Annotated in this window: 18 protein-coding genes; 7 read left to right on the top strand and 11 right to left on the bottom strand. The window is 58.7% G+C overall.

From position 1 onward, the window contains the following. Nucleotides 1–76: 76 nt before the first annotated feature. The 4 genes from QQF73_RS03340 to dctP form a co-directional block, all read right to left on the bottom strand. A complete protein-coding gene (locus QQF73_RS03340) occupies nt 77–502 on the bottom strand; it encodes a GlcG/HbpS family heme-binding protein (protein ID WP_218635505.1) in 426 nt (141 codons plus the stop codon). Between the two features lie 22 nt (nt 503–524). Next, nucleotides 525–2,060 carry a TRAP transporter large permease gene (locus tag QQF73_RS03335; protein WP_219866838.1) on the bottom strand — a complete coding sequence of 512 codons (1,536 nt, stop codon included), beginning with the start codon at nt 2,058–2,060 and terminating at the stop codon, nt 525–527. Then, nucleotides 2,057–2,761: a TRAP transporter small permease subunit gene (locus tag QQF73_RS03330; RefSeq protein WP_219866839.1), complete on the bottom strand. Its 705-nt coding sequence runs from the start codon at nt 2,759–2,761 to the stop codon at nt 2,057–2,059. Before QQF73_RS03330 ends, QQF73_RS03335 begins: the two co-directional genes overlap by 4 nt. 100 nt (nt 2,762–2,861) lie before the next feature. Further along, nucleotides 2,862–3,998, bottom strand: coding sequence for a TRAP transporter substrate-binding protein DctP (gene dctP / locus QQF73_RS03325; RefSeq protein ID WP_219866840.1), 1,137 nt, complete (start codon nt 3,996–3,998; stop codon nt 2,862–2,864). Between the two features lie 273 nt (nt 3,999–4,271). Between dctP and QQF73_RS03320 the strand changes: the two genes are divergently transcribed. The 6 genes from QQF73_RS03320 to QQF73_RS03295 all read left to right on the top strand — a co-directional run bounded on the left by QQF73_RS03320 (nt 4,272) and on the right by QQF73_RS03295 (nt 9,491). Further along, nucleotides 4,272–5,030: an FCD domain-containing protein gene (locus QQF73_RS03320; RefSeq protein WP_219866841.1), complete on the top strand. Its 759-nt coding sequence runs from the start codon at nt 4,272–4,274 to the stop codon at nt 5,028–5,030. A gap of 157 nt (nt 5,031–5,187) precedes the next feature. Continuing rightward, on the top strand, nt 5,188–5,958 hold the full coding sequence (locus QQF73_RS03315) for an ABC transporter ATP-binding protein (RefSeq protein ID WP_219866842.1): 771 nt from the start codon (nt 5,188–5,190) through the stop codon (nt 5,956–5,958). Between the two features lie 85 nt (nt 5,959–6,043). Next, nucleotides 6,044–6,799 (top strand): transporter substrate-binding domain-containing protein, encoded by a 756-nt coding sequence (locus tag QQF73_RS03310; RefSeq protein ID WP_219866843.1) that lies wholly within the window; start codon nt 6,044–6,046, stop codon nt 6,797–6,799. Between the two features lie 48 nt (nt 6,800–6,847). Continuing rightward, the gene (locus QQF73_RS03305) at nt 6,848–7,552 is read left to right on the top strand and encodes an ABC transporter permease (RefSeq protein ID WP_219866844.1); all 705 of its coding nucleotides are present in this window, start codon (nt 6,848–6,850) and stop codon (nt 7,550–7,552) included. Nucleotides 7,553–7,555: 3 nt separating this feature from the next. Continuing rightward, nucleotides 7,556–8,278 (top strand): ABC transporter permease, encoded by a 723-nt coding sequence (locus QQF73_RS03300; RefSeq protein ID WP_219866845.1) that lies wholly within the window; start codon nt 7,556–7,558, stop codon nt 8,276–8,278. Between the two features lie 160 nt (nt 8,279–8,438). Continuing rightward, nucleotides 8,439–9,491, top strand: a complete 1,053-nt coding sequence (locus QQF73_RS03295) for a succinylglutamate desuccinylase (RefSeq protein WP_285367203.1) — start codon at nt 8,439–8,441, stop codon at nt 9,489–9,491. Between the two features lie 12 nt (nt 9,492–9,503). Here the strand turns inward: QQF73_RS03295 and QQF73_RS03290 are convergent, their stop codons facing one another. Continuing rightward, the gene (locus QQF73_RS03290) at nt 9,504–12,530 is read right to left on the bottom strand and encodes an efflux RND transporter permease subunit (protein ID WP_285367201.1); all 3,027 of its coding nucleotides are present in this window, start codon (nt 12,528–12,530) and stop codon (nt 9,504–9,506) included. After that, the gene (locus tag QQF73_RS03285) at nt 12,530–13,609 is read right to left on the bottom strand and encodes an efflux RND transporter periplasmic adaptor subunit (RefSeq protein WP_285367200.1); all 1,080 of its coding nucleotides are present in this window, start codon (nt 13,607–13,609) and stop codon (nt 12,530–12,532) included. Before QQF73_RS03285 ends, QQF73_RS03290 begins: the two co-directional genes overlap by 1 nt. A 166-nt stretch (nt 13,610–13,775) precedes the next feature. On the opposite strand from QQF73_RS03285, the gene QQF73_RS03280 reads away from it, so the two are divergent. Continuing rightward, complete coding sequence (locus QQF73_RS03280) at nt 13,776–14,408, top strand: TetR/AcrR family transcriptional regulator (RefSeq protein ID WP_219866849.1); 633 nt, start codon at nt 13,776–13,778, stop codon at nt 14,406–14,408. Here the strand turns inward: QQF73_RS03280 and astB are convergent. From astB to QQF73_RS03255, 5 genes are read right to left on the bottom strand one after another with little or no spacing between them, the layout of a single operon-like run. Continuing rightward, nucleotides 14,405–15,745 (bottom strand): N-succinylarginine dihydrolase, encoded by a 1,341-nt coding sequence (astB, locus tag QQF73_RS03275; RefSeq protein WP_219866850.1) that lies wholly within the window; start codon nt 15,743–15,745, stop codon nt 14,405–14,407. The genes QQF73_RS03280 and astB overlap by 4 nt on opposite strands. A 17-nt stretch (nt 15,746–15,762) precedes the next feature. Continuing rightward, the gene (gene astD, locus QQF73_RS03270; protein ID WP_219866851.1) at nt 15,763–17,241 is read right to left on the bottom strand and encodes a succinylglutamate-semialdehyde dehydrogenase; all 1,479 of its coding nucleotides are present in this window, start codon (nt 17,239–17,241) and stop codon (nt 15,763–15,765) included. Nucleotides 17,242–17,301: 60 nt separating this feature from the next. Beyond that, nucleotides 17,302–18,423, bottom strand: a complete 1,122-nt coding sequence (astA, locus tag QQF73_RS03265; RefSeq protein WP_219866852.1) for an arginine N-succinyltransferase — start codon at nt 18,421–18,423, stop codon at nt 17,302–17,304. Between the two features lie 28 nt (nt 18,424–18,451). After that, complete coding sequence (locus tag QQF73_RS03260) at nt 18,452–19,468, bottom strand: arginine N-succinyltransferase (RefSeq protein ID WP_219866853.1); 1,017 nt, start codon at nt 19,466–19,468, stop codon at nt 18,452–18,454. Nucleotides 19,469–19,477: 9 nt separating this feature from the next. Next, nucleotides 19,478–20,692, bottom strand: coding sequence for an aspartate aminotransferase family protein (locus QQF73_RS03255; RefSeq protein ID WP_219866854.1), 1,215 nt, complete (start codon nt 20,690–20,692; stop codon nt 19,478–19,480). Nucleotides 20,693–20,767 lie beyond the last annotated feature (75 nt).

The following is a 20,767-nucleotide window of genomic DNA, read 5'->3' as shown; positions in this document are numbered from 1 at the left end:
GTGTCACGTCATTCTCCGCTCTCGGGCGAAGGGGGCAGGCGGACCCGAAGGCCCGCCCGTTCACGTCTGACAGCAATCAACTGCGTTTGGTTTCAAAATGGTCAATGCCCGCCTGGGCACAGTCCATGTCCTGCTGGGGCGTCCCCGAGCTCAGCCCGATTCCGCCGACGACTTCACCGTCGACAATCACGGGAAGACCACCACCGACTGAACTCAAACGACCACCGACCTCGGTGTGAATGCCAAACGCCAGGCTGCCCGGAACGTTGGCCTTGTTGTAGTCGTGGGTAGCTTTCTTGGCGGCTGCCGCCGTGAACGCCTTGTCCTGGGCAATGGTCACACTGGTGATCTTGCCACCGTCCATGCGCTCAAAGGCGATCAGATTGCCGGATTCGTCAACGATCGCAATGCACATGGGCACTCCGATCTCCCGGGCCTTTTCCGCCGCGCCCTCAATCAGAATGCGGGCATCGGCCAGATCCAGCCTGTTAATAGTCAACATAGTGCGTTACTCCTTGAGTGTATTAGCCGTAAACCAGCCCCGGCAGCCAGGTTACGATGCCGGGAATCAGGATACACATGAACAGACCCAGCGCCTGAATCGCCAGGAACACCAGGGACGACTTGAAAATCGTGGCCATGGATATTTCAGGCGGGCATACGCCGCGGAGGTAGAACAATGCGTAACCGAATGGCGGACTGAGGAATGACATCTGCATATTGACCAGATACAGCACACCAAACCAGAGTACAACGTCATCACCTGACACCGGCGGGAAGCCCAGCAGACCCGGGAACTCCAGCGCTTTGACGATGGGAATGAAGATGGGAACTGCCAGCAGCAGAATACCCACCCAGTCCAGGAACATACCCAGAACCACCAGCAGGAACATCAGCAGGAACAGAATGCCGTAAGGCGACATGCCCGTACCCAGGATGGCATCCGTCACAAATTGCTGGCCACCCTGAAGGATGTAGAAGCCAACAAAGACCGAGGCACCGAACATGATCCACAGCACCATGGCGGATGCCTTGGTAGTGGTTACGGATGCTTCACGCAGTCCGGCAATGGAGAACCTGCCGTGCATCATGGCCACCACGATGGCGCCAAAGGAGCCGATACCGGCCGCTTCCACGGGCGTTGCAATGCCACCGAACAGGAGACCCAGCACCAGAAACACCAGAATCAGCGGAGCAATCAGGTTTTTCGTGAGAAGGAGCTTTTCCTTCAGGCTAATCCGCTCTTCCACCGGTACCGGCGGCCCCAACTTCGGGTTAATCCAGCTGCGGATCAGTACATAGGCAATGTACAGGGAAGACAGCATCAGGCCCGGGATCACGGAGCCGAGATAAAGCTCACCGACCGATTGCTGCGCAACAACCGCGTAGAGAATGGCCAGGATTGAGGGAGGTATCAATATGCCCAGAGTACCACCCGCCATAATCGAGCCCAGCGCGATCTTCTGATCGTAACCGCGTTTGAGCATCGCCGGCAGAGCGATGATGCCCATGGTGACAACAGCGGCACCAATAACCCCCACCATGGCTGCAAGCAGGGTTGAGGCCAGAATGGTTGCTGTCGCCAGACCACCGCTCAGGCCACCCATCCACTTGTAGACCACACTGAACATTTCCTCAATCAAGCCAGCCCGCTCGAGCATCGAGGCCATGAAGATAAACAGCGGTATCGCCGCCAGGTCAGAGTTGGTCATCATCGGGAAGATGCGTCCCGGCACGAGGTTGAGCATCATTGCGTCGCCCACCAGGTAGATGAACAGCACACCCAGACCACCGGTCACGAAAGCCAGCGGCAGCCCCATCATCAGAGCTACGGCCAGGGAACCGAACATCAGATAGGTCAGAGGCCCGACCTTGACGTCAGAAAGGCTACCGGAGAGCCTGAACAGGAATTTCTCGTCGCTCCACGGATCGTAGAAAAGAATGTTGATCATTTCGACGCAGATGACAAACGCCAGTGCCACTGTGGCGATAATCATCAGCCAGGTACTCAGTTTCCCGACAAGGTTACTGCCCGGCGCAGTTGTTGTATTTGTAGTCATGCGTTGCGCTCCCGGCCAAGGCGGACAAACAGGACAATATCCTTGATCAGCTTGGAGATGCCTGCGAGTAAAAGAAGTGATGAACCCAGTACCATCATGCCTTTAGCCGGCCAGTGCTGAATGCCCCAGGTCTCAACCGTGGTTTCGTTCATGGCGTAGGAATCCTGGAAGAAGGTCCAGGAGGTAACCAGCAGAATCAGGGCAAAAATGAAGAAGAACATCGAAGTGAAGATGTCCAGGCCAATTCTTCCCCGCGCTGGCAGCATGTTGTACATCACATCCACACGCACATGGGCACCATGAAGCATGGCAAAGGCCCCGGCCAGCATATACTGCATACCCAACAGCAGGAAGCTGGCTTCATGGACCCAGATGGAGGGTGTGTTAAAGACGTAGCGCATGATCACGCCAAAGAAATAGAACACAACGGCATTGATCGTCCAGAACGAAACGAACAGACCGGATTTGTCGCAGACCCAGTCCACTACCTTGGTAAACCAGTTCCCTTCGAACTGGAGATAAATAAGCGGATCATCCTCTTCCGCCTGTAATTCACCTGGTGTCAATTCCGGCTCAGCACTACCGCCTCCGTGACCAGTGCTCCATTTGTCCCAGGCCATCATGATCAGCGGCATGACCGCAAGCCAGCCCCAGTAGAACCAGTGCGGCATTACGAATCCGAAACCTTCGAGATCAGACATGTTGTTACTTCCTCAGCCACAAAACGGGGAAGGCGGAACTCCTCATTCGGAGTCGTCCCTGACCTTCCCCTTGTTTCTTATTTGTTAGTCCAGGAAGGTGTTACCGGCCCGGTACGCCTTCAAGATCAGCCTCATCGATATAGCCGACGGTATCGTTCATCATATACTCGATCTGCATATCGAAGATCTCACGGGCACTCTCGTCCTTGTTCGCCCACTTGTACCAGATCGGGATGGCTTTGCGGCGCCACTCATCCACGTCATCCTGGCTCAGACGGCTCACGGTGTCACCCGCATCCTTGAACTTCTTCATGGCCTCAACGTTGCGCTTCTGAATGGTCAGGTAGTGCTTCTGGGAGTAGATGCGCACTTCGTCCTCAACCAGTTCCTGCAGTTTCGGATCCAGAGCGTTCCAGGCGCGCAGGTTGACGGTCAGATCCATCAGGTCTACCGGCTGGTAGATCGACATAACGCCTGGAGGTCCGAACAGGATGTAATCAGTCACCTGGGAAAAGCCCAGTTCCCAGTTCACCGCCGGGCCCACGTAATCGGCCGCATCGATGGTGCCTTTTTCCAGGGCCGGGAAAATATCAGAACCAGGAAGGCTCACAGTCGAAGCCCCGAACGCCTGAAATACCTCGGCGACCATACCGCCGGGAACCCGGAGCTTCATGCCTTTAAAGTCTTCGAGGCTGTTTACCGGATTCTTGGAGTGGATGATGTTTGCGTCGTGCTGGATCGGGCCCACGTAGAACAGCCCGAACTTCTTGTAGATTTCCCGGGTTTTCTCCAGCATCCCCAGTGAGTAGAACATGGTGTCCCACTGGTGAGGCTGATCGGGGCCACCTGGATAGGACGACAGGAAAACCGAAGCGGGAATCTTGCCGGACCAGTACAGAGTGAATGGGTTCATGCCCTGAAGAACACCACTGCGAACCGAATCGAACAGTGAGTTGCTATCGGCGGCGACGGCCTTGGCAGGGAAACACTTGAAAATCAGTTCACCGCCGGATTTCTCTTCCATTCCATTACACCAGTCTTCGAACAGGTCATAGCCGACCGTGCCGGCGTCCCAGACTGACTGGATTTTCCAGGTCGTTGCGGCCTGGGCCTGGCCTGCGCCCATCAGCATCGCGCCTGCGAAGGCCGCGCCCACCGCGGCCGTTTTCAGAAAACTTCTCCGAGGTGGAGCCTCGGCCGTGTCACCGTGAATACGGATGTTTTTGTTCGAGTTCATCGACACATCTCCGTTAGCGTTGTTTTTCTCAGCGTCTGATCAACGCCGGTACGATGCAGTACAACGACCGGCATTAGAAAGATATTCGTAGCCAATCGGTGTTTAGTCCAGCCATCCTGACACTGGTCAGACCAGTTTTTCCTGCATTACAAATGGACGAACTGGACGGAATCGTCCATATTTACAGGGCTTGGGAGCATACTGGTTGAAGGACTAATCACTTACAATTACAACAGTCACTGGTCAGACCAGCGGGCACAAACAGGCATCTGCATGGCTATATCCCAGGAAATTTCGTACCGACTCGAGCGACTTATTCTTGATGGTGGGCTGGCGCCGGAACAAAAAATTCCGTCGGAACGCCAGCTGGCCGCCCGCCTTGGCGTGTCCCGGGCAATCATCCGTGAGGCACTGCATGAGCTTCAGGGCCGCGGTGTCATCGAGACCCGGCACGGCAAGGGTTCCTTTGTCGCCAGCATGGTGCCCGGCTCCAACAGGATCGATGACCAGAGCCCGCTCATGCACCTGTTCGAGGGCCACCCCCGCACACTTTACGATCTCCTGGAAGTCCGCGAACAACTGGAGGGTCAGGCGGCATTCCTCGCTGCCCAACGGGCAACCAGCCTGGACCGGCACCGCATCACCAAGGCCTTCCGGGCCTTGGAAGAGACAGACCCGTTGAGCAACGCACGCGCGGACCACAGCTTTCACCTCGCCATCGTGGAAGCCTCCCACAATCCGGTTCTGGTCCATGTCCTGAATAGCCTGAAGAATATGATGCTGATGACGGTGCAGGCCTCCGTCGCCAACCTGAACCCACGGCAGGAAATGCGAAAAAAAATCGTCCGGCAGCACCGCCAGCTCTACGATGCCGTGACCTCGGGCAAACCCGGCGCCGCCCAAAAAGCCGCCACCGCCCATGTTCGATTCGTCAGCGATGCCATGCGGGATTTGGAGAAAGAAGGCAGTGAAGTGATCCGGATGCCGGTCCCACCGGAGTCGCCGGCACGACATTCGCAAACAAGACTGTGATGCCGGCAGACTGCCACGGCATTTCAGATACTTTGATACACAGCGACATGCAACGTATTGTGGGGAAGAGCGGCAAAACCCTAAGTAATGGGTATTGATTTCCGCAGCCACAGTCCGTAAAACATGCGCCTTTGACTGACAGCCTCGGGAGCGACAGATGGCGGACCAAGCGCCTTTGATCTGCAGGGATATTCACAAGACCTTCGACAAACTGGAAGTGCTCAAGGGCATTTCCCTGGAAACTCGCAAAGGCGATGTTGTTTCCCTGATCGGCAGTTCCGGCTCTGGCAAAAGTACTTTCCTGCGCTGCATCAACCTGCTTGAAACCCCCACATCCGGCGACATTATCGTGCACGGTGACCCAATCCGGTTCACAACCAACCGCAAGGGTGAACGAATTCCGGCCGATAACAAGCAGGTCGAACTGATCCGGGCCAAGCTGTCCATGGTGTTCCAGAGCTTCAATCTCTGGTCCCACATGACCGTGCTGGAAAACATCATTGAAGCGCCGGTAAACGTATTGAAGGTGCCCAAGAAGGAGGCCATCGAACGCGCCGAGGCCTACCTGCAGAAAGTCGGTATCTACGAGCGCAAGGATTACTACCCGGCCCAGATGTCCGGCGGCCAGCAACAACGGGCCGCGATTGCCCGAGCGCTCGCTATGGAGCCGGAAGTCATGCTGTTCGATGAGCCGACGTCGGCCCTGGATCCGGAGCTCGTTGGCGAGGTTTTAAAGGTCATGCAGAGTTTGGCCGAGGAAGGCCGGACCATGATCGTGGTGACTCACGAGATGGCTTTTGCAAGGGATGTGTCAACTCAGGTCCTGTTTTTGCATCAGGGCGTGATCGAAGAGCAAGGTACCCCCGAAAAAGTGTTTGATCATCCGGAATCGGAACGCATGAAACAGTTCCTGGCTCCCAACTTCTGACACTCGGTGCTATCTTGAGTTCGTACTGGATGCAAAGCTTCCATAAAAAATAAGCCGAAAAGGCAAACCACTGGAGAAGTGACACATGAAGAAACTTATTGTTGCAGCGAGTTGTGCCCTGGCCCTGGCGGCCGGCACGGTCCAGGCCAAAGACTGGAAAGAAATCCGTATCGCATTCGACGTGCCTTACGAGCCGTTCGAATACAAGGACGAAAATGGTGAACTGACCGGTTTCGAAGTCGAGCTGGCCGAAGCCATGTGCGAACAAATGAAAGCAGACTGCGAATTCGTTATCCAGGCATGGGACGGCATGATTCCGGGCCTGCTGGCTCGAAAGTTCGACGCCATCATGTCCTCCATGTCCATCACCCCGGAGCGGGCCGAACGCGTCCTGTTCTCCGAGCCGTACTACAACACACCCGGCGGCTGGTTCGCTCGTGAAGGTTTCGACACCGACGTGACCGACATGAAGGCGATGGAAGGCAAGGTTGTCGGCGTTCAGCGCGGCACCACCATGGACACTTACGTCACCGAGAACATGGGCGGCATTGTCACCATCAAGCGCTACACCACCGCTGACGACATGGTTCTGGACCTCGAGGGTCAGCGCCTGGATGTTGCCTTCGTAGACTACCCGGTGGGCGAGCAGACCATCCTGAGCAAAGAAGGCTTCCAGGAAGTGGGCGAGCAAGTGAAACTGGGCCAGGGTGTAGGCGTTGCCATGCGTCAGCGTGACAAGGATCTCGCCGGCAAAGTCAATGCGGCTCTGAAGAAACTGAAGAATGATGGCACCTACGACACCATCATGCAGAAGTACTTCAACTACGACATCAAGATGTAAAACCGCAGGGGTGGCCACACCGGCCACCCCTGACCACCGGACTTTTCCATGCTCGATCTGAAAGGCTATGGCCCGGAACTACTCGACGGGGCAGTCATAACCATTGAACTGGCCTTCCTCTCTCTGGCCGTGTCCGTCACTCTCGGACTGATTGGCGCCTCCTCCAAACTATCCAGCAACCGTCTGGCCAGAGGTGTCGCGACAGCCTATACCACGCTGATTCGCGGAGTCCCGGACCTGGTTATGATGCTGCTGTTCTACTACGGTGGCCAGGTGGCCGTGAATAACCTCTCCGATCTGCTGTGGGAGGCTTACGAAATCGACTTTTTCTTCCAGTTCGACCCGTTCATTTCTGGTGTCGTCACCATCGGACTGATCTTTGGCGCCTACATGACCGAAACCTTTCGCGGCGCCTTCCTGGCGGTCGAAACGGGGCAGATTGAAGCTGCCCGGGCCTACGGATTTACCCGCTGGCACACGTTCCGCCGGATTATTTTCCCGCAAATGCTTCGCCACGCGCTTCCCGGCATCGGCAACAACTGGCAGGTTCTGCTCAAGACCACGGCGCTGGTTTCCATCATCGGCCTGACGGACATGGTCCGGGTTGCCGAGGAGGCCGCCAAGGCCGAGCGGATGCCATTTCACTTCTTCATACCGGTAGCGTTCGTGTATCTGGCACTGACCGCCGGCTCCGAGCTGTTCATCAAGTGGCTCGACAAACGCGCCAATGTTGGCGTGGTTCAGGGGGGATAAACGATGCCAGACTTTATCACCCAGTGGCTGAACCAGAACGAAATCTTTACCGCCATGACCATCCTGGAATACTGGAATGGTCTGGTGAACACCGTTCAACTGGTTTTCCTCTCTCTCGTCATCGGCCTGGTCTGTGCCGTTCCCCTGGCGATCATGCGAACCAGCAGGAATCCGTTCGTTTCCGGCCCGGTATGGCTCTACACATACCTGTTCCGGGGTACGCCCCTGCTGATCCAGCTGTACATCATCTACTACGGTATTGCCCAGATTCCGGGTATTCAGGAAACCTTCTGGTGGGAAGTCTTCCGGGAACCGTTCTACCCGGCACTATTGGCCTTTGCCCTCAATACCGCGGCCTACACCACCGAGATTATCCGGGGCGCGATTGTCGCAACGCCCCACGGCGAGATCGAAGCCGCCAAGGCCTACGGCATGAACTGGTTCATGCGCATCCGGCGCATCGTATTGCCCAGTGCGGCCCGTCGTGCGGTGCAAGCCTATTCCAACGAAGTCATCTTCATGCTGCATTCCAGTGCGATCGCCAGCGTGGTGACCATTGTGGATCTGACCGGCGCGGCCCGGAACATTTACTCCCGGTTCTATGCGCCGTTCGATGCGTTCATCTTTGTGGCGCTGATCTACATGATGTTGACCTTTATTCTGGTGTTCGCTTTCCGCAAGCTTGAGAATCATCTTTTGCGGCATCAGCGGCCTATCAGCAACTGAGGTTCCCCGCTTTCGAACATTGATGCCCGGGCTGGCAGGGTGTTGCCTCCCGGGAGACGCACACGCCCGTCCATGGGCGCTTGAGTGAAGCCGTCCATGGCTTCACACACTCCCGGGAGGCAACACCCTGCCAGCCCCCAAGACTTATTCGGGGATTCGAATGACGGCACACCTTAACCTGTTTTCCGGTTCCGCAGACTGGCTTACCCACACGCTGACCAATGCCTCCTCGGATCTACCCGCCTCCGAAGCGATGCTGGCTGACGACACTCGCGTAGTCCGAAGAGCAGTGGGAATTCTCGAACTGACGCCTCCCGCTGAGCGTTCAAATCCCAACAACGAAGCCCTGATTATCTCCGCCGGTGTCCACGGGAATGAAACCGCGCCCATTGAGGTTTTGAATGGCCTGGTCGGCGAACTGCTGGGCGGTGATTGGCAATTGGCCTGCCCGCTGTTGCTGATTCTGGGCAACCCGCCTGCCATGGTGGCCGGTGAACGGTTTCTGGACGTGAACATGAACCGTCTGTTCCACGGTGCCCACAACAAGCCCGAGTACAGTGATCTGCCCGAGGCATCGAGAGCACGGCTGATCGAGAGGCTCTGCCTGCAATTCTCGGAGACCCACGATGCGGTCGCGCTTTCCCACTACGATCTGCACACGGCGATCCGGCCGTCGCGGCGGGAGAAATTTGCCCTGTATCCGTTCGTGGAAGGTCGACAGGTGCCGGCTGATCAGTGTGATTTCCTGCTGGAGGCCGACGTGGAGACCCTGCTGCTTCAGCATAAGTCGGGAACGACCTTCTCCTCCTTTTCATCGTCGCAGCTGGGCGCCGAAAGCTTTACGGTGGAATTGGGGAAGGTGCGACCATTCGGGCAAAACGATCTGAGCCGGTTCAGAGGCATCCGGGATGCCTTGCGCCGACGGTTTCGCGGCGCCCCTGCCCCCGGAATGGCGCGGGGCTCGTCAGCCGGGTTGACGGTGTTTGAAGTGGTTCACGAGATCCTGAACACCGGGCCCAGCTTCGAGTTTCATGTGCCCGATAATGTGGCCAACTTTACCGAATACGAGCCCGGCACGGTGATCTGGGAGGACGAGAGCACCTGTTACCGGGTAGGCAGCATCCCGGAATCCATCGTGTTCCCGAACCGGGATGTGCCGGTGGGCCAGCGCGTCGGTTTGCTGATCAGGGCCCGGCATCGCACCGGAGCCTGACCGGTCCGGGAGTCAGGCCGGGGCATTCTCTGGTTCGGGCACCGGGGTTTTGATCAGCTGCGTGCAGACGGCCGGAATCACCAGCAGGGTCAGGACCGTGGACGCCAGCAGGCCGGAGATTATTGCCCAGGCCATTGGCGGCCAGAGCGTTGAGCTTGAGAAAGCCAGGGGCAACAGCCCAGCCACGGTGGTGGCCGTGGTCAACAGAATCGGACGGGTGCGTTTCTCGACTGCCTGGCGCACGGCGTCACGGATGCCCGCACCCGCCTCCAACCGCCGGTCCATGACATCCAGCAACACAATTGCGTTGTTCACCACAATGCCCACCAGAGCAATTACCCCCAGCAGCGACTGAAAGCCAAACGGGGAATTCGATAGCACCAGACCGGGGAATATCCCCACCGTAGCCAGAGGAACCGTCAACAGGATAATGCCCACGCGACGGAACGAATTGAACTGCAGCAACAGGAAAAACAGCAGCAGCAACACGCCGATGGGCGCCGCGGTCAGTAATGCGCCGTTGGCATCACCCGATCCTTCCGCATCACCGCCCATTTCGATGCGGGTTCCGGCCGGCAGGGGGTTGGCTTCAAGCGCACGATACATGCCATCCAGGGCCTTGCTGAACCCATACCCGGGGAGCAGGTTTGCGGTAACCGTGTTCATCCTCACACCGTCCCGGAGATATCGCACAGCCGGCTCCCAGCTGGTTTCAACACTGGCGACCGCCGATAGCGGTATGGCGTCGCCCTGATTGTTGTAGATGTTGACGGACAGCAGTCGGGACAGCGGCAGAGACGTGCCCTCCCGGGATCTCAGAACCAGGGGAATCGGGTCCTCCTCCTGGCGATAGCGTTCGGCCACCACGCCGAAACTCTGGCCATAGAGACTCTGGGCCACATCTGCCCGGGTCAGCCCGTATCGTGCAGCAGTGGCATCGTCGACATTGATGGCGATGCTGGGAACGCCAATGTCGAGGTCATGGCGAACATCGACGGTGCCCTCGATACCCCGAAGAACACCAAAGATCTGCTCCACGGCCTCTGTGCGGGTTTCATCATTGGCATGATAGACCCGGACTTCCACCGGTGCCGCCCTGGGCGGCCCCTGCCCGAGAATACCAACGGTGACATCCAGCTCCGGCATTGCTTCGCTCACATGGGCCCGCACCCAGTGAATCATCTCGGTGGTATCTGCCAGGGTCGGCGTGCGAATCACCAGCCGGGCCCGATTGGGTGCCTGCGGAGCCCGTTGCAGGTTGTAATAGAAGCTTGGGCCGGTAAAGCCGACAAACCGGTGAATTTCCAGGGCATCGGGCCGGGTACGGATCATCTGTTCCAGGTCCGCTGCAGCTTGCGCAGTACGCGCCTGATCGGTGCCTTCGGGCATGTACAGCTCGACGATCACCCGGGGCCGGTCGGCATTCGGGAAAAACTGCTGGGCCATGAACGGCGTCATCGCCACACTGAGGGCCACCAGCAGGCTGCCGGCGGCAATAAGACGGCCGGGGAAACGAAACACCAGGTCACCCAAAAACCGGGCGAGCCCCGACAGCCGGTCCTTGCCAAGGTTGCGCCGGGGCTTCAGGAATCTGGCGGCCAGCAGCGGCACAGCCGAAATCGCCAGCAGGTAACTTACCGACAGGGTGAGCATGATCATCACCGGTACGCCGCGGGTAAAATCGGCGGCGCCACCCTTGGATAGCAACAGCGGAGCGAATGCCGCCAGCGTCGTTCCCGTAGAGGCGCCCAGAGGACCCGCCAACTCGGCAACGGCCTTACGTAAGGCATCAAGGCGCCGCATGCCCTCATCAAGAAGCCCCTGGATGTTTTCCACGATTACAATGGCGTTGTCGATCAGAATGCCTAGGGAAATGACCATGCCGATGACGGCAATCTGGTGCAGCACGCCACCTCCGAGGTCATAGAGGCCGACACTGATCAGCGCCACCATGGGCAGGATCGAGGCCACCAGCAGGCCCATGCGGATACCCATACCGGTGAACACGACGGCAACAATGATCAGGACCGACAACACCAGACTCCAGGCCAGGTTATCCAGCCGGTCCCCCACCTTGTCGGGCTGGAAAAACATTTCCCGGATCTCGTAGGGCTCGAATTCTGTCCGGATCTCGTTCACCCGCTCCCGCACCCGTTGGCCGAAACGGATCGCGTCGGTTGTGCCCTCCTCCATAATGATGGAAACCAGCACAACCCGTTCGCCGTCAAACCAGGTTTCCGGCTGCCTCGGCTCAACCGGCCCTCGCCAGACATCGGCGGCCGCCGCAAGAGGGACCTGAGAACCGTCCGGCAGCTCAATCGGCGTCGCCCGGATAGCATCAATGTCCGCAAATTCGCTGTTTGGCAGTACCGACAGGCGCCGCCCGTTTACCACCACAAAACCACCGGGAATGGTTTGGTTGCGGCGGGCCAGCGTGTCCATGACCCGAGCCGGGGAAATACCCAGCCGGTACAGCGCGGCATCATCGAGAGCCAGGGTAATCTGCTCATCGGCATCGCCCTCCAGGTCAATACGCGACACCCCGTTGATGTCCGAAAGATTCTGTTTCAGACGTTCGGCGACGTCTGTCAGGCTGGTTACCGAAGGGCCACCGGAAACCGCCAGAACGATCGCCGGTATATCTATCAACCGGTCATCAAGCGCCATTTGTCCGACGTCATCCGGAAAATCCTTCCGGGCCCGTTCCATGGCAAGCCGGACCCGATCCCAGGCGGGATCCGTTTCATAAATGGTGTCATTCAGCCGCAGTTTCACCAACGCAACGCCGGTTCGCGCCGTACCCTGGGTAAACTCCACTTCCTCAACCTGGCGCAGTTCATCGACCAGAGGCCGGAGCACAAGCCGTTCGACGGCGTCAGCACTGGCGCCGGGGTAATTGACGTTGATCATCCCGGCACGGTAGGGAAACGAGGGGTCTTCCTGGCGCGGCATGGTGCTATAAGCCGCTATACCCAGCAGACACAACATGGTGACCACCATGCCGAGCAGGCGTTGGCAGTTCAGTAGCCGGCGAGTCATCAGCGCACCTCCACTGCATCGCCGTCGGTCAGGCGCGTCATACCCGCGTACACCACCTGGTCTCCGGGAGCGAGTGCGTCGGAACGGACCACGACACGCTCACCGATCACCCGCTCAACGGTCACCGGGATACGCCTCGCTTCCCCGCCACGCACCCGGAACACACCGGTACCCTCGGCCATCCGGATCACCGACAGCAGCGGCACCGTGGTTGCCGAGGTTCTTACCGGCGTAATCCCGACCTCGACCGGTTCACCCGGCTCCAGGGTATTCACCGGCACGCTGACCAGGACCGGATGCAGTTCGCCGCGCACCGCCCCCGCCTGTGCGATTTCGACCACCGATCCAGTCTGCTGGGGACGGCTTCGGTCCTGCACCGACCAGACCGGCAACTCCTGCTCCAGTGCCACATGATCCAGCAGGTATGCGGGAACACGGACCTCCACTTCCCGCCCCTGTGGCGAGGACAGACGCATCACCGGCTGGCCGGCAGCAACAAATTCGTCCGGTTCGACCAGCAGGGCCTCAACCCGTCCGGCAAAAGGCGCACGCAATGTGCTCTCGTTCAGGAGCTGCGTGGCTTCGGCAAGGGCGGCTTCAGCGGTGGCCACGCTGGCCCGGAGCGAATCCCTTCTGGCTGCAATCTGTTCCAGACTCTGCTCGGACACCACCCCGCGTTCATGCAGCCGGCTCGAACGATCCCATTCGCGCCGGGCCTGCTCATACCGGGTATTCAGTTCCTCCAGCTTGGCCCGGGCCGAATCCCGTGCCGGCGCCAGCGCGGGATTGTAGACGCGGGCCAGCAAATCACCCGCAGCCACCCGCTGGCCCAGCTCCACCGCACGCTCCTTCAGGGTACCGCTCACCTGAAACGTCAGTGTTGCCCGCTGTGTCGCCCGAACAATCCCGGAAAAACGCAGGGGAACACCCTCCACCTGGCCCCCAGTCACCTCGGCGACACGCACCGATACCTTTGGTTCCTTGCTCTCGGATGACACATCACCGGCCTTGCATCCGGCCAGCACCATTGAAAATACAACGAGGGAAACAGCGGCAAATGACTGGGTAAATGGCTTCATGATCAGTCCTTTCGTCCATATTCATGTTGGTGGTAGGTACCCGCTCCGTCGGAAACCCAAAAGATGCATATGGACATAATGTCATTCTTTGACATTTTGTCAATAATCAGCTTTTATCCACTTTCAGGTATGATGCCCCTGCAGTCGCAGACAAATGGAAGACGCCATGAGTGAACCGCTTAAGACCCGTCGAGAACGGGAGAAACAGGCCCGATACGATGCCATTCTTGATGCCGCCGAACTGGTATTTTCAGAGAAAGGCTACGAGCGAACCTCAATGGACGACATCGCCCGCACCGCCAGCCTCAGCCGGGCGCTGCTGTATGTGTACTTCAAGGACAAGGCGGCCATTCAACGAGGCATCATGCTGCGGGCGGGCCAAAGCCTGACTGCGCACTTTCAGGACGCGAAAGCAACCGCCGATACCGGTCTGGAGCAGATTTCAGCCATGGGCGAGGCGTATTACCGGTTTTATCAGGAGGAGCCGGATTACTTTTCCGCACTGACCCAGGCGTCAACGGCTATGGCGGAAGCCGACGAAAGTCAGGCCGAGGAAATGTATTGCTCGAAGGCCGAGCTGATGGAACTGATGATTGGCGCCATCCGCCAGGGACTTGAGGATGGCACCATGAGCCGGGAGAGGATCACGGACCCGGTGCAGACGGCACTCTACCTGCGCGGGGCCCTGCACGGGGTCATACTGCTGTGCCAGTCGGAGCTGAGAGACAGCGAAACCTTCTCCGCCGATGCCCTGATTCGCCACACCATGGACATGCTGACGTCTTCGATCGCGGCCTAGAGCTGAAAATCGTAGATCGATCCGAGGCCGAGGATACCGGTCAACTCGTCGAGGGCCTTGCGCACTTCCTGGAGCAGCATCGGATCCGCCAGGTCTTCCTGTGAGAGCCGGTCCCGATAGTGGGCTTTCACCCAGGTCGTCAGGCGCTCATACAAGGCATCGGTCAGCAGAACCCCGCGATGCATGGCCTGCAGCTCATCATCGGACAGCACCACCCGCAATCGCAGGCAGGCCGGTCCGCCTCCATTACGCATGGACTGTTTCACATCAAACACTTCCACCGAGGTAATCGGGCCGCCGGAGTTAACCAGCTCGTCCAGGTACCGACTGACCGACGTCACTTCCCGACATTCCCCCGGCACCGCCAGTAACATGCCATCCTGAGTATTCAACAACTGGCTGTTGAACAGGTAGGAGGCCACCGCATCCTCAATGGGCACCTCGGCACTGGTGACCCGAACGGCTTCCAGCTCGGTCCCGGTCAGCCGGGAACGAATACCCGCGAGCACCTGCTCTTCCTCGAGAAAAGCCATCTCGTGGTAGAACAACGTGTTGCCATTGCCCACGGCAATCACGTCGTTGTGGAACACGCCGGCGTCGATGGCTTCCGGGTTCTGCTGGCCAAAAACAACATTCTGATCCTTAAGCCCATGCAGTCGGGCAATGGCTTGCGAGGCTTCCAGGGTCTGGCGGGCGGGAAATTTCTTTGGCGCCGGCGCCTGTTCATTGAAGGCGATCTGGCCGTAAACGAAGAGTTCAACCCCGGGCTCTCCGTAACGACCGCACAGCCGGGTATGGTTGGCCGCCCCTTCATCCCCAAACTGCCCGACTGACGGCAGCGCCGGATGATGTGCGAAATAGCCTTCGTCCGCGAAGATTGACTTCAGCGACCGCCCGGTGACCACATGTTCAATAGAACGGTGAAACTTCGCGCTCAGGTTTGCCGGGGTAAAATGAACCCGATGGTCGCGGGTATCAGCACTCGGAGAAACCGTCGCGGCGTTGGCGGTCCACATGGTCGAGGCGGACGAAACCGCGGCCAGAATTGATGGACTGGCCTTGGCCACGCTTTCAAGGATTTGGCTGTCGGTGCCTTCGAAGCCAAGCTTCCTGAGAGTCGGAATGTGCGGGCGCTCGTGTGGAGGCAGAACTCCCTGCACATAACCCCGATCTGCCAGGCGCTTCATTTTTGCCAGGCCCTGGAGCGCTGCCTCTTTCGGATTGGACTCTGCTCGCACATTCGATTTTGAGGCAACGTTACCCCAGGAAAGCCCCGCGTAGTTGTGGGTGGGGCCGACCAGACCGTCGAAATTTGCTTCTACCGCGTGCTTCACCATCGCTGTCGGTTCCGTTCTTATTTGTCGAAATTGAGGCCGGGCGCAAGACTGTCCGGCACCTCACTCTTGCGAGCTTCCAGCGAGGCCATTGGCCACGCGCAGTAGTCCGCCGCGTAATAAGCACTGGGGCGATGGTTACCGCTGGCACCCACGCCACCGAACGGCGCGGCACTGCTGGCACCGGTCAACGGCCGGTTCCAGTTCACGATGCCAGCGCGCACCTCTTCCGCGAGCCGTTCATACAGTTTCCGATCGTCAGTCAGGATACCGGCAGACAGCCCGTAACGGGTGTCGTTGGCCAGCTCCAGGGCCCCATCGAAACTCTTGTAACGATAGACCGTCAGCAACGGTCCGAAAAATTCATCATCGCTCAGGTCCAGGCCGGTCGCATCCACGATACCCGGCGTCAGCAGCCCGGTATCCGGCTTGACCTGTTTCATTTCCAGCAGGGATTTCGCGCCCTTCTCCAGCATGCTGGCCTGGGCCGCCAGAAGTTTCTCCGCGGCCTCGGGGGAAATGACCGAGCCCATGAACGGCTGAGGATCAGCGTCAAATTCACCAACCTGGATCCGGCCACACAACTCCGCCAGTCGGTTCAGGAATTCGTCTCCCTTCTTCCCTTTCGGTACCAACAGGCGGCGGGCACAGGTGCACCGCTGGCCAGCAGAGAGAAACGCCGATTGCAGCGCGTGGTGCGCCGCCCCGTCGATGTCCGAAACGTCCTGAACGATGAGAGGGTTATTGCCCCCCATTTCCAGCGCCAGGATTTTTTCCGGCTGGCCGCCAAACTGTTCGTGCAGCAGGTGCCCGACGGTGGAACTGCCGGTGAAGAACAGACCGTCGATCATGGGATGGCCGGCCAGGGATTTCCCGGTATCCGACGCCCCCTGCACGAGGTTAACCACACCATCGGGTATACCGGCCTTTTCCCACAGCTTGACCGTCATTTCCGCGACGCCGGGCGTCAGCTCGCTGGGCTTGAAGACCACGGTGTTACCCGCCAGCAAGGCAGGCACAATGTGCCCGTTCGGCAGGTGCCCGGGGAAGTTGTAGGGGCCGAACACCGCGACCACACCGTGAGGACGGTGGCGCAAAACGGCCTGGCCGCCGGCCACCTCGGATTCGGAATGCCCGGTGCGATCATTGTAGGCCTTCACGGATATGGCGATCTTGCCGATCATGGCGGCAACTTCCGTACGGGATTCCCAAAGCGGCTTACCGGTCTCGAGACCGATCTGATGTGCCAGTTCCTCCTTGTGGGCCTCAAGCTGGGCACCGAACGCCTCGACCACTGCCTGGCGTTCCGCAAAGCTTTTCCGCCGCCATTTCAGAAACGCGTTCCTGGCCTCACGGACAGCGGCATCAACATCCTCCAGGTTGGCACCATTGCCATCCCATACGGTTTCTCCGGTAACGGGCTGAATCGACTCAAACGAGGCACCATGACCCTGAAGCCATAATCCATCTATGAAAAGTTCGCCTGTCAGGTTTGCCATATCAAAGCACCTCCCGGTACTGGAATTCTGTAGATTGGAAATGCGGCGACGAGCTGCGCCTCAGCTCTTCGAGGAACGGCTGCGATGTTCCCGAACCCTGTCGTCCGCTTTGTCTTGCCCTCTGTAAGTATTAATGGGCAGAGGACCATTGTCTTTCAACGGTGCCAGTCGGACCGGATCACCGGACTCCACTTGCAGCGCCTCGGCCACCGCCGGAGGCATCTTGACGGTATCGGGGCCAATGCAGCTGGCCGGTATCGTGGTCACACGAAAATCCCTGAACGAGCGGTTGGACACCATCACCCGCTCACGGGCAGGCACATCCAGGTCAACGGGGTTTTGTGTGATCATCGCGTACCGGTTCACGGAATCCCTTACCGTCCGGACGTTATGCACGAACGCCTCGACCACCGGCCCACCATCGAAGATATCCACCATGCCGTTGAAGTTGAAACCTTCCGCCTGGAGCATCCTGAGCGCCGGTGCGGTATTCTCATGCACGCGACCAACCACGGCGCGGGCAGAGTCCGGCAGCATCGGCAGGTAGATTGGGTACTTGGGCATGAGTTCGGCGATGAAGGCCTTATTACCAAGCCCCGAGAGCATATCGGCCTCGCTGAACTCCATGTCAAAGAACTTGCTGCCCAAGGCATCCCACAGGGGACTGCGGCCATGCTGGTCGGATACCCCACGCATCTCGGCAAAAACCTTCTCGGAGAAATGCTTGCGGAACTCGTCCAGGTACATGAACCGGCAACGCGACAGCAGAAGACCGCAGCCTCCGCCCTTGTATTCATCGGACAACAGCAGCGAGCAGATTTCGCTGGTATCGGTCATGTCGTTGGAAAGATGCAGAGTGGGCGTCCGCACGTGAACCCCCAATTCTCTGGAGGCGTTCACCGTTACGCTCAGCCGGTAATTATAGAACACCTCGTCCAGCCCGACCCTCGCCTGAATACCGCTGATACCCACGGCTTTCTTCTTCTCGGTATCTTCCAGCGCAAACAGGTACAGGCCGGCTTCCGGCGCACAGCGCTGATTGAACGTTTCCCGGGCATGGGCAATCTTTTTCTGCAGCAGTTCGCGATCTGCTGGCAGGGTAGTCAGCCCCTTCCCGGCGTTCTGCGCCATGGTGTAAAGATCATCAAGATCGTTTTCCTGGAGCGGGCGAATCACCAGCATGTAACGCCCTCCTTCCGGGTTGGTGTCGTCATAAAGGCGCAATCCTTACCGCGTCGCCGGCAGTCTTGCCCAGCAACGTCCAGGTTTTCACTGACACCTTGAGTTCGTCGTCCAGGGTTTCTTCCACGTGCGTTAATGCGCACCGGAAGTCTGAAGCTTCGCCGGCGGCAATGAGGCAGAGGTCTCCGGCTTCGTCATGCCGGCCATGCAGGGTTTTGCGATGGCTGGTCACCAGGGTGCGAAGCGAATCCGTACGGGCCTCCAGCACCGGCCCGGCGTCGAAAATATCGAGGTAGCAACCGGCATGAAAGCCCTCGCGCTGCAACAACTCGAAATTCGGCGCCGTCAAAGTATGGGCCTGTCCCAGAGCCGACTGGGCCTCTTCGGTCAGTAAGGTTACGTAGATCGGATTGGGCGGCATCAGTTCGGCAATAAAGGTCTTGCTCAACACGGCCGAGTACTGATCCGCGGTCTCAAAATCCATGTTGAAGAAGTGCCGGGCGAGGCTGTCCCAGAATGGCACACTGCCATCGTCTGCCTGCACACCCTGAATCTCAACGACCACCCGCGATGAAAACCAGTCCCGATGCTCGGCAATGAACAGTATCCGGGCACGTGACAACAGCTCGAATGCGTCGGTGTTGCGAAGTTCCGGGCGGATGGAGAAGGAGCAGAGCAGGGTCTGATCGGTCAGGGAGTGGGAAGGATACAGCACCTCAACACGGCGCGACACACCCAGCTCGTGGGAAGCGTGAATCAGGGCATCGCGCCGATAGTTGTAGAACGGCTGGCCGTTGCCTGCACGGGCATCAATGCCAGCCGTGCCGTCCACGGACCCGGTGACCGTATTCTCGAGAACGAAAAGAAATCTCGGCGCCTCGCTGGCCGGAACCTTGCCGGCAAACGACGCCAGGGAGTGCTCTATTTTCTGCGCAAGGGCCTCCGACTGTTTGGGCAGGGTCGAGGAAAGGCGGGCACCCTGGGTGCCCGCGATCTCGAGTATCTGTTCCAAATCAGCCGGTTGCGCCGGACGTACAAGCCACATATTGACTCCTTACGCCGTCAGCTTCTTCACCGCCGTCTCAAAGCGCTCAAGCGCATCTTCAATGTCGGATTCCGGAATGATCAGCGAAGGCGCCAGACGGACAACGTTCGGGCCAGCCACCAGTACCATCACCCCTTCATCAAGACCCGCGTTGAGGAAATCCTTGGCCTTGCCCTTCCACGCTTCGGTCAGCACACAACCCAGCAGCAGGCCCGCACCACGAACCTCGCTGAACACGCCATAGCGTTCCCCGATGTCCATCATGCCCTTGCGCAGGCGATCCGACCGGGCCTTCACGCCCTTCAGAATATCTGGCTGACTGACCGTGTCGACGACTTTCTGCGCGACGGCACAGGCCAACGCGTTGCCGCCATAAGTGCTGCCGTGGGTGCCCACACCGAGGCTGGCCGCCACCTTGGCGGTGGTCAACATGGCAGCAACCGGGAAGCCACCGCCCAATCCTTTGGCACTGGACAGGATATCGGGGACCACGCCATACATTTCGTAGGCGTACAGATGCCCGGTCCGGCCCACACCGGACTGGACTTCATCGAAAACCAGGAGGGCGTTGTTATCGTCACACAGTCGGCGCAGCCCCTTCAGGAATTCCGGATCCGCGGGCATGACTCCGCCCTCACCCTGAATCGGCTCGACCACCACAGCACAGGTCTTCTCTTTAGAGATCAGCTTCTTCACAGATTCCAGATCATTGAAATCAGCGTGGTGAATGCCACCGGGTGCCGGCTCGAAACCTTCGAGATACTTGGGCTGCCCACCGACACTGACGGTGAACAGGGTGCGACCGTGGAAAGCATTCTTGAAGGAAATAATCTCGTTCTTTTCGGGCCCGTAATGCTCCCAGGCATAGCGACGGGCCAGCTTGAATGCCGCCTCGTTGGCTTCGCCGCCCGAGTTTGCAAAGAACACACGCTCGGCGAAGGTGAGGTCGCACAGCGTCTTGGCAAGACGCAGCGCCGGCTCGTTAGTCATAACATTGGACAGGTGCCAGAGTTTTTCTGCCTGGTCCTGCAATGCCCCGAGAAGACCCGGATGGGTATGCCCAAGACAGGTTACCGCGATGCCGCCCTGGAGATCGACGAATTCCCGACCCTCCTGATCCCAGATGCGGGAGCCTTCGCCTCGAACCGGAATGATTGAACCGGGGGCGTAATTGGGGACCATGACTTCATTGAAAAGTTCGCGAGTGACGGGCTCTCTGTTCATAAATCTCTCTCGGGAATCGCGGTTGGACGCACTACGATAGTAAAGTTACCGCACCGGGCAAGTAAGTACGTATGC

Origin of the sequence: Marinobacter albus (assembly GCF_030238305.1) — a bacterium.
Lineage (GTDB): Bacteria > Pseudomonadota > Gammaproteobacteria > Pseudomonadales > Oleiphilaceae > Marinobacter > Marinobacter albus.
Note: the sequence above shows the minus strand (reverse complement) of the source record. Positions and strands in the feature narration are given on the sequence as shown.

Bases quoted from the DNA above. Each gene is read 5' to 3' on its own strand.
- QQF73_RS03340 (WP_218635505.1), bottom strand. From the start codon at position 502: ATGTTGACTATTAACAGGCTGGATCTGGCCGATGCCCGCATTCTGATT.
- QQF73_RS03335 (WP_219866838.1), bottom strand. From the start codon at position 2,060: ATGACTACAAATACAACAACTGCGCCGGGCAGTAACCTTGTCGGGAAA.
- QQF73_RS03330 (WP_219866839.1), bottom strand. From the start codon at position 2,761: ATGTCTGATCTCGAAGGTTTCGGATTCGTAATGCCGCACTGGTTCTAC.
- dctP (WP_219866840.1), bottom strand. From the start codon at position 3,998: ATGAACTCGAACAAAAACATCCGTATTCACGGTGACACGGCCGAGGCT.
- QQF73_RS03320 (WP_219866841.1), top strand. From the start codon at position 4,272: ATGGCTATATCCCAGGAAATTTCGTACCGACTCGAGCGACTTATTCTT.
- QQF73_RS03315 (WP_219866842.1), top strand. From the start codon at position 5,188: ATGGCGGACCAAGCGCCTTTGATCTGCAGGGATATTCACAAGACCTTC.
- QQF73_RS03310 (WP_219866843.1), top strand. From the start codon at position 6,044: ATGAAGAAACTTATTGTTGCAGCGAGTTGTGCCCTGGCCCTGGCGGCC.
- QQF73_RS03305 (WP_219866844.1), top strand. From the start codon at position 6,848: ATGCTCGATCTGAAAGGCTATGGCCCGGAACTACTCGACGGGGCAGTC.
- QQF73_RS03300 (WP_219866845.1), top strand. From the start codon at position 7,556: ATGCCAGACTTTATCACCCAGTGGCTGAACCAGAACGAAATCTTTACC.
- QQF73_RS03295 (WP_285367203.1), top strand. From the start codon at position 8,439: ATGACGGCACACCTTAACCTGTTTTCCGGTTCCGCAGACTGGCTTACC.
- QQF73_RS03290 (WP_285367201.1), bottom strand. From the start codon at position 12,530: ATGACTCGCCGGCTACTGAACTGCCAACGCCTGCTCGGCATGGTGGTC.
- QQF73_RS03285 (WP_285367200.1), bottom strand. From the start codon at position 13,609: ATGAAGCCATTTACCCAGTCATTTGCCGCTGTTTCCCTCGTTGTATTT.
- QQF73_RS03280 (WP_219866849.1), top strand. From the start codon at position 13,776: ATGAGTGAACCGCTTAAGACCCGTCGAGAACGGGAGAAACAGGCCCGA.
- astB (WP_219866850.1), bottom strand. From the start codon at position 15,745: ATGGTGAAGCACGCGGTAGAAGCAAATTTCGACGGTCTGGTCGGCCCC.
- astD (WP_219866851.1), bottom strand. From the start codon at position 17,241: ATGGCAAACCTGACAGGCGAACTTTTCATAGATGGATTATGGCTTCAG.
- astA (WP_219866852.1), bottom strand. From the start codon at position 18,423: ATGCTGGTGATTCGCCCGCTCCAGGAAAACGATCTTGATGATCTTTAC.
- QQF73_RS03260 (WP_219866853.1), bottom strand. From the start codon at position 19,468: ATGTGGCTTGTACGTCCGGCGCAACCGGCTGATTTGGAACAGATACTC.
- QQF73_RS03255 (WP_219866854.1), bottom strand. From the start codon at position 20,692: ATGAACAGAGAGCCCGTCACTCGCGAACTTTTCAATGAAGTCATGGTC.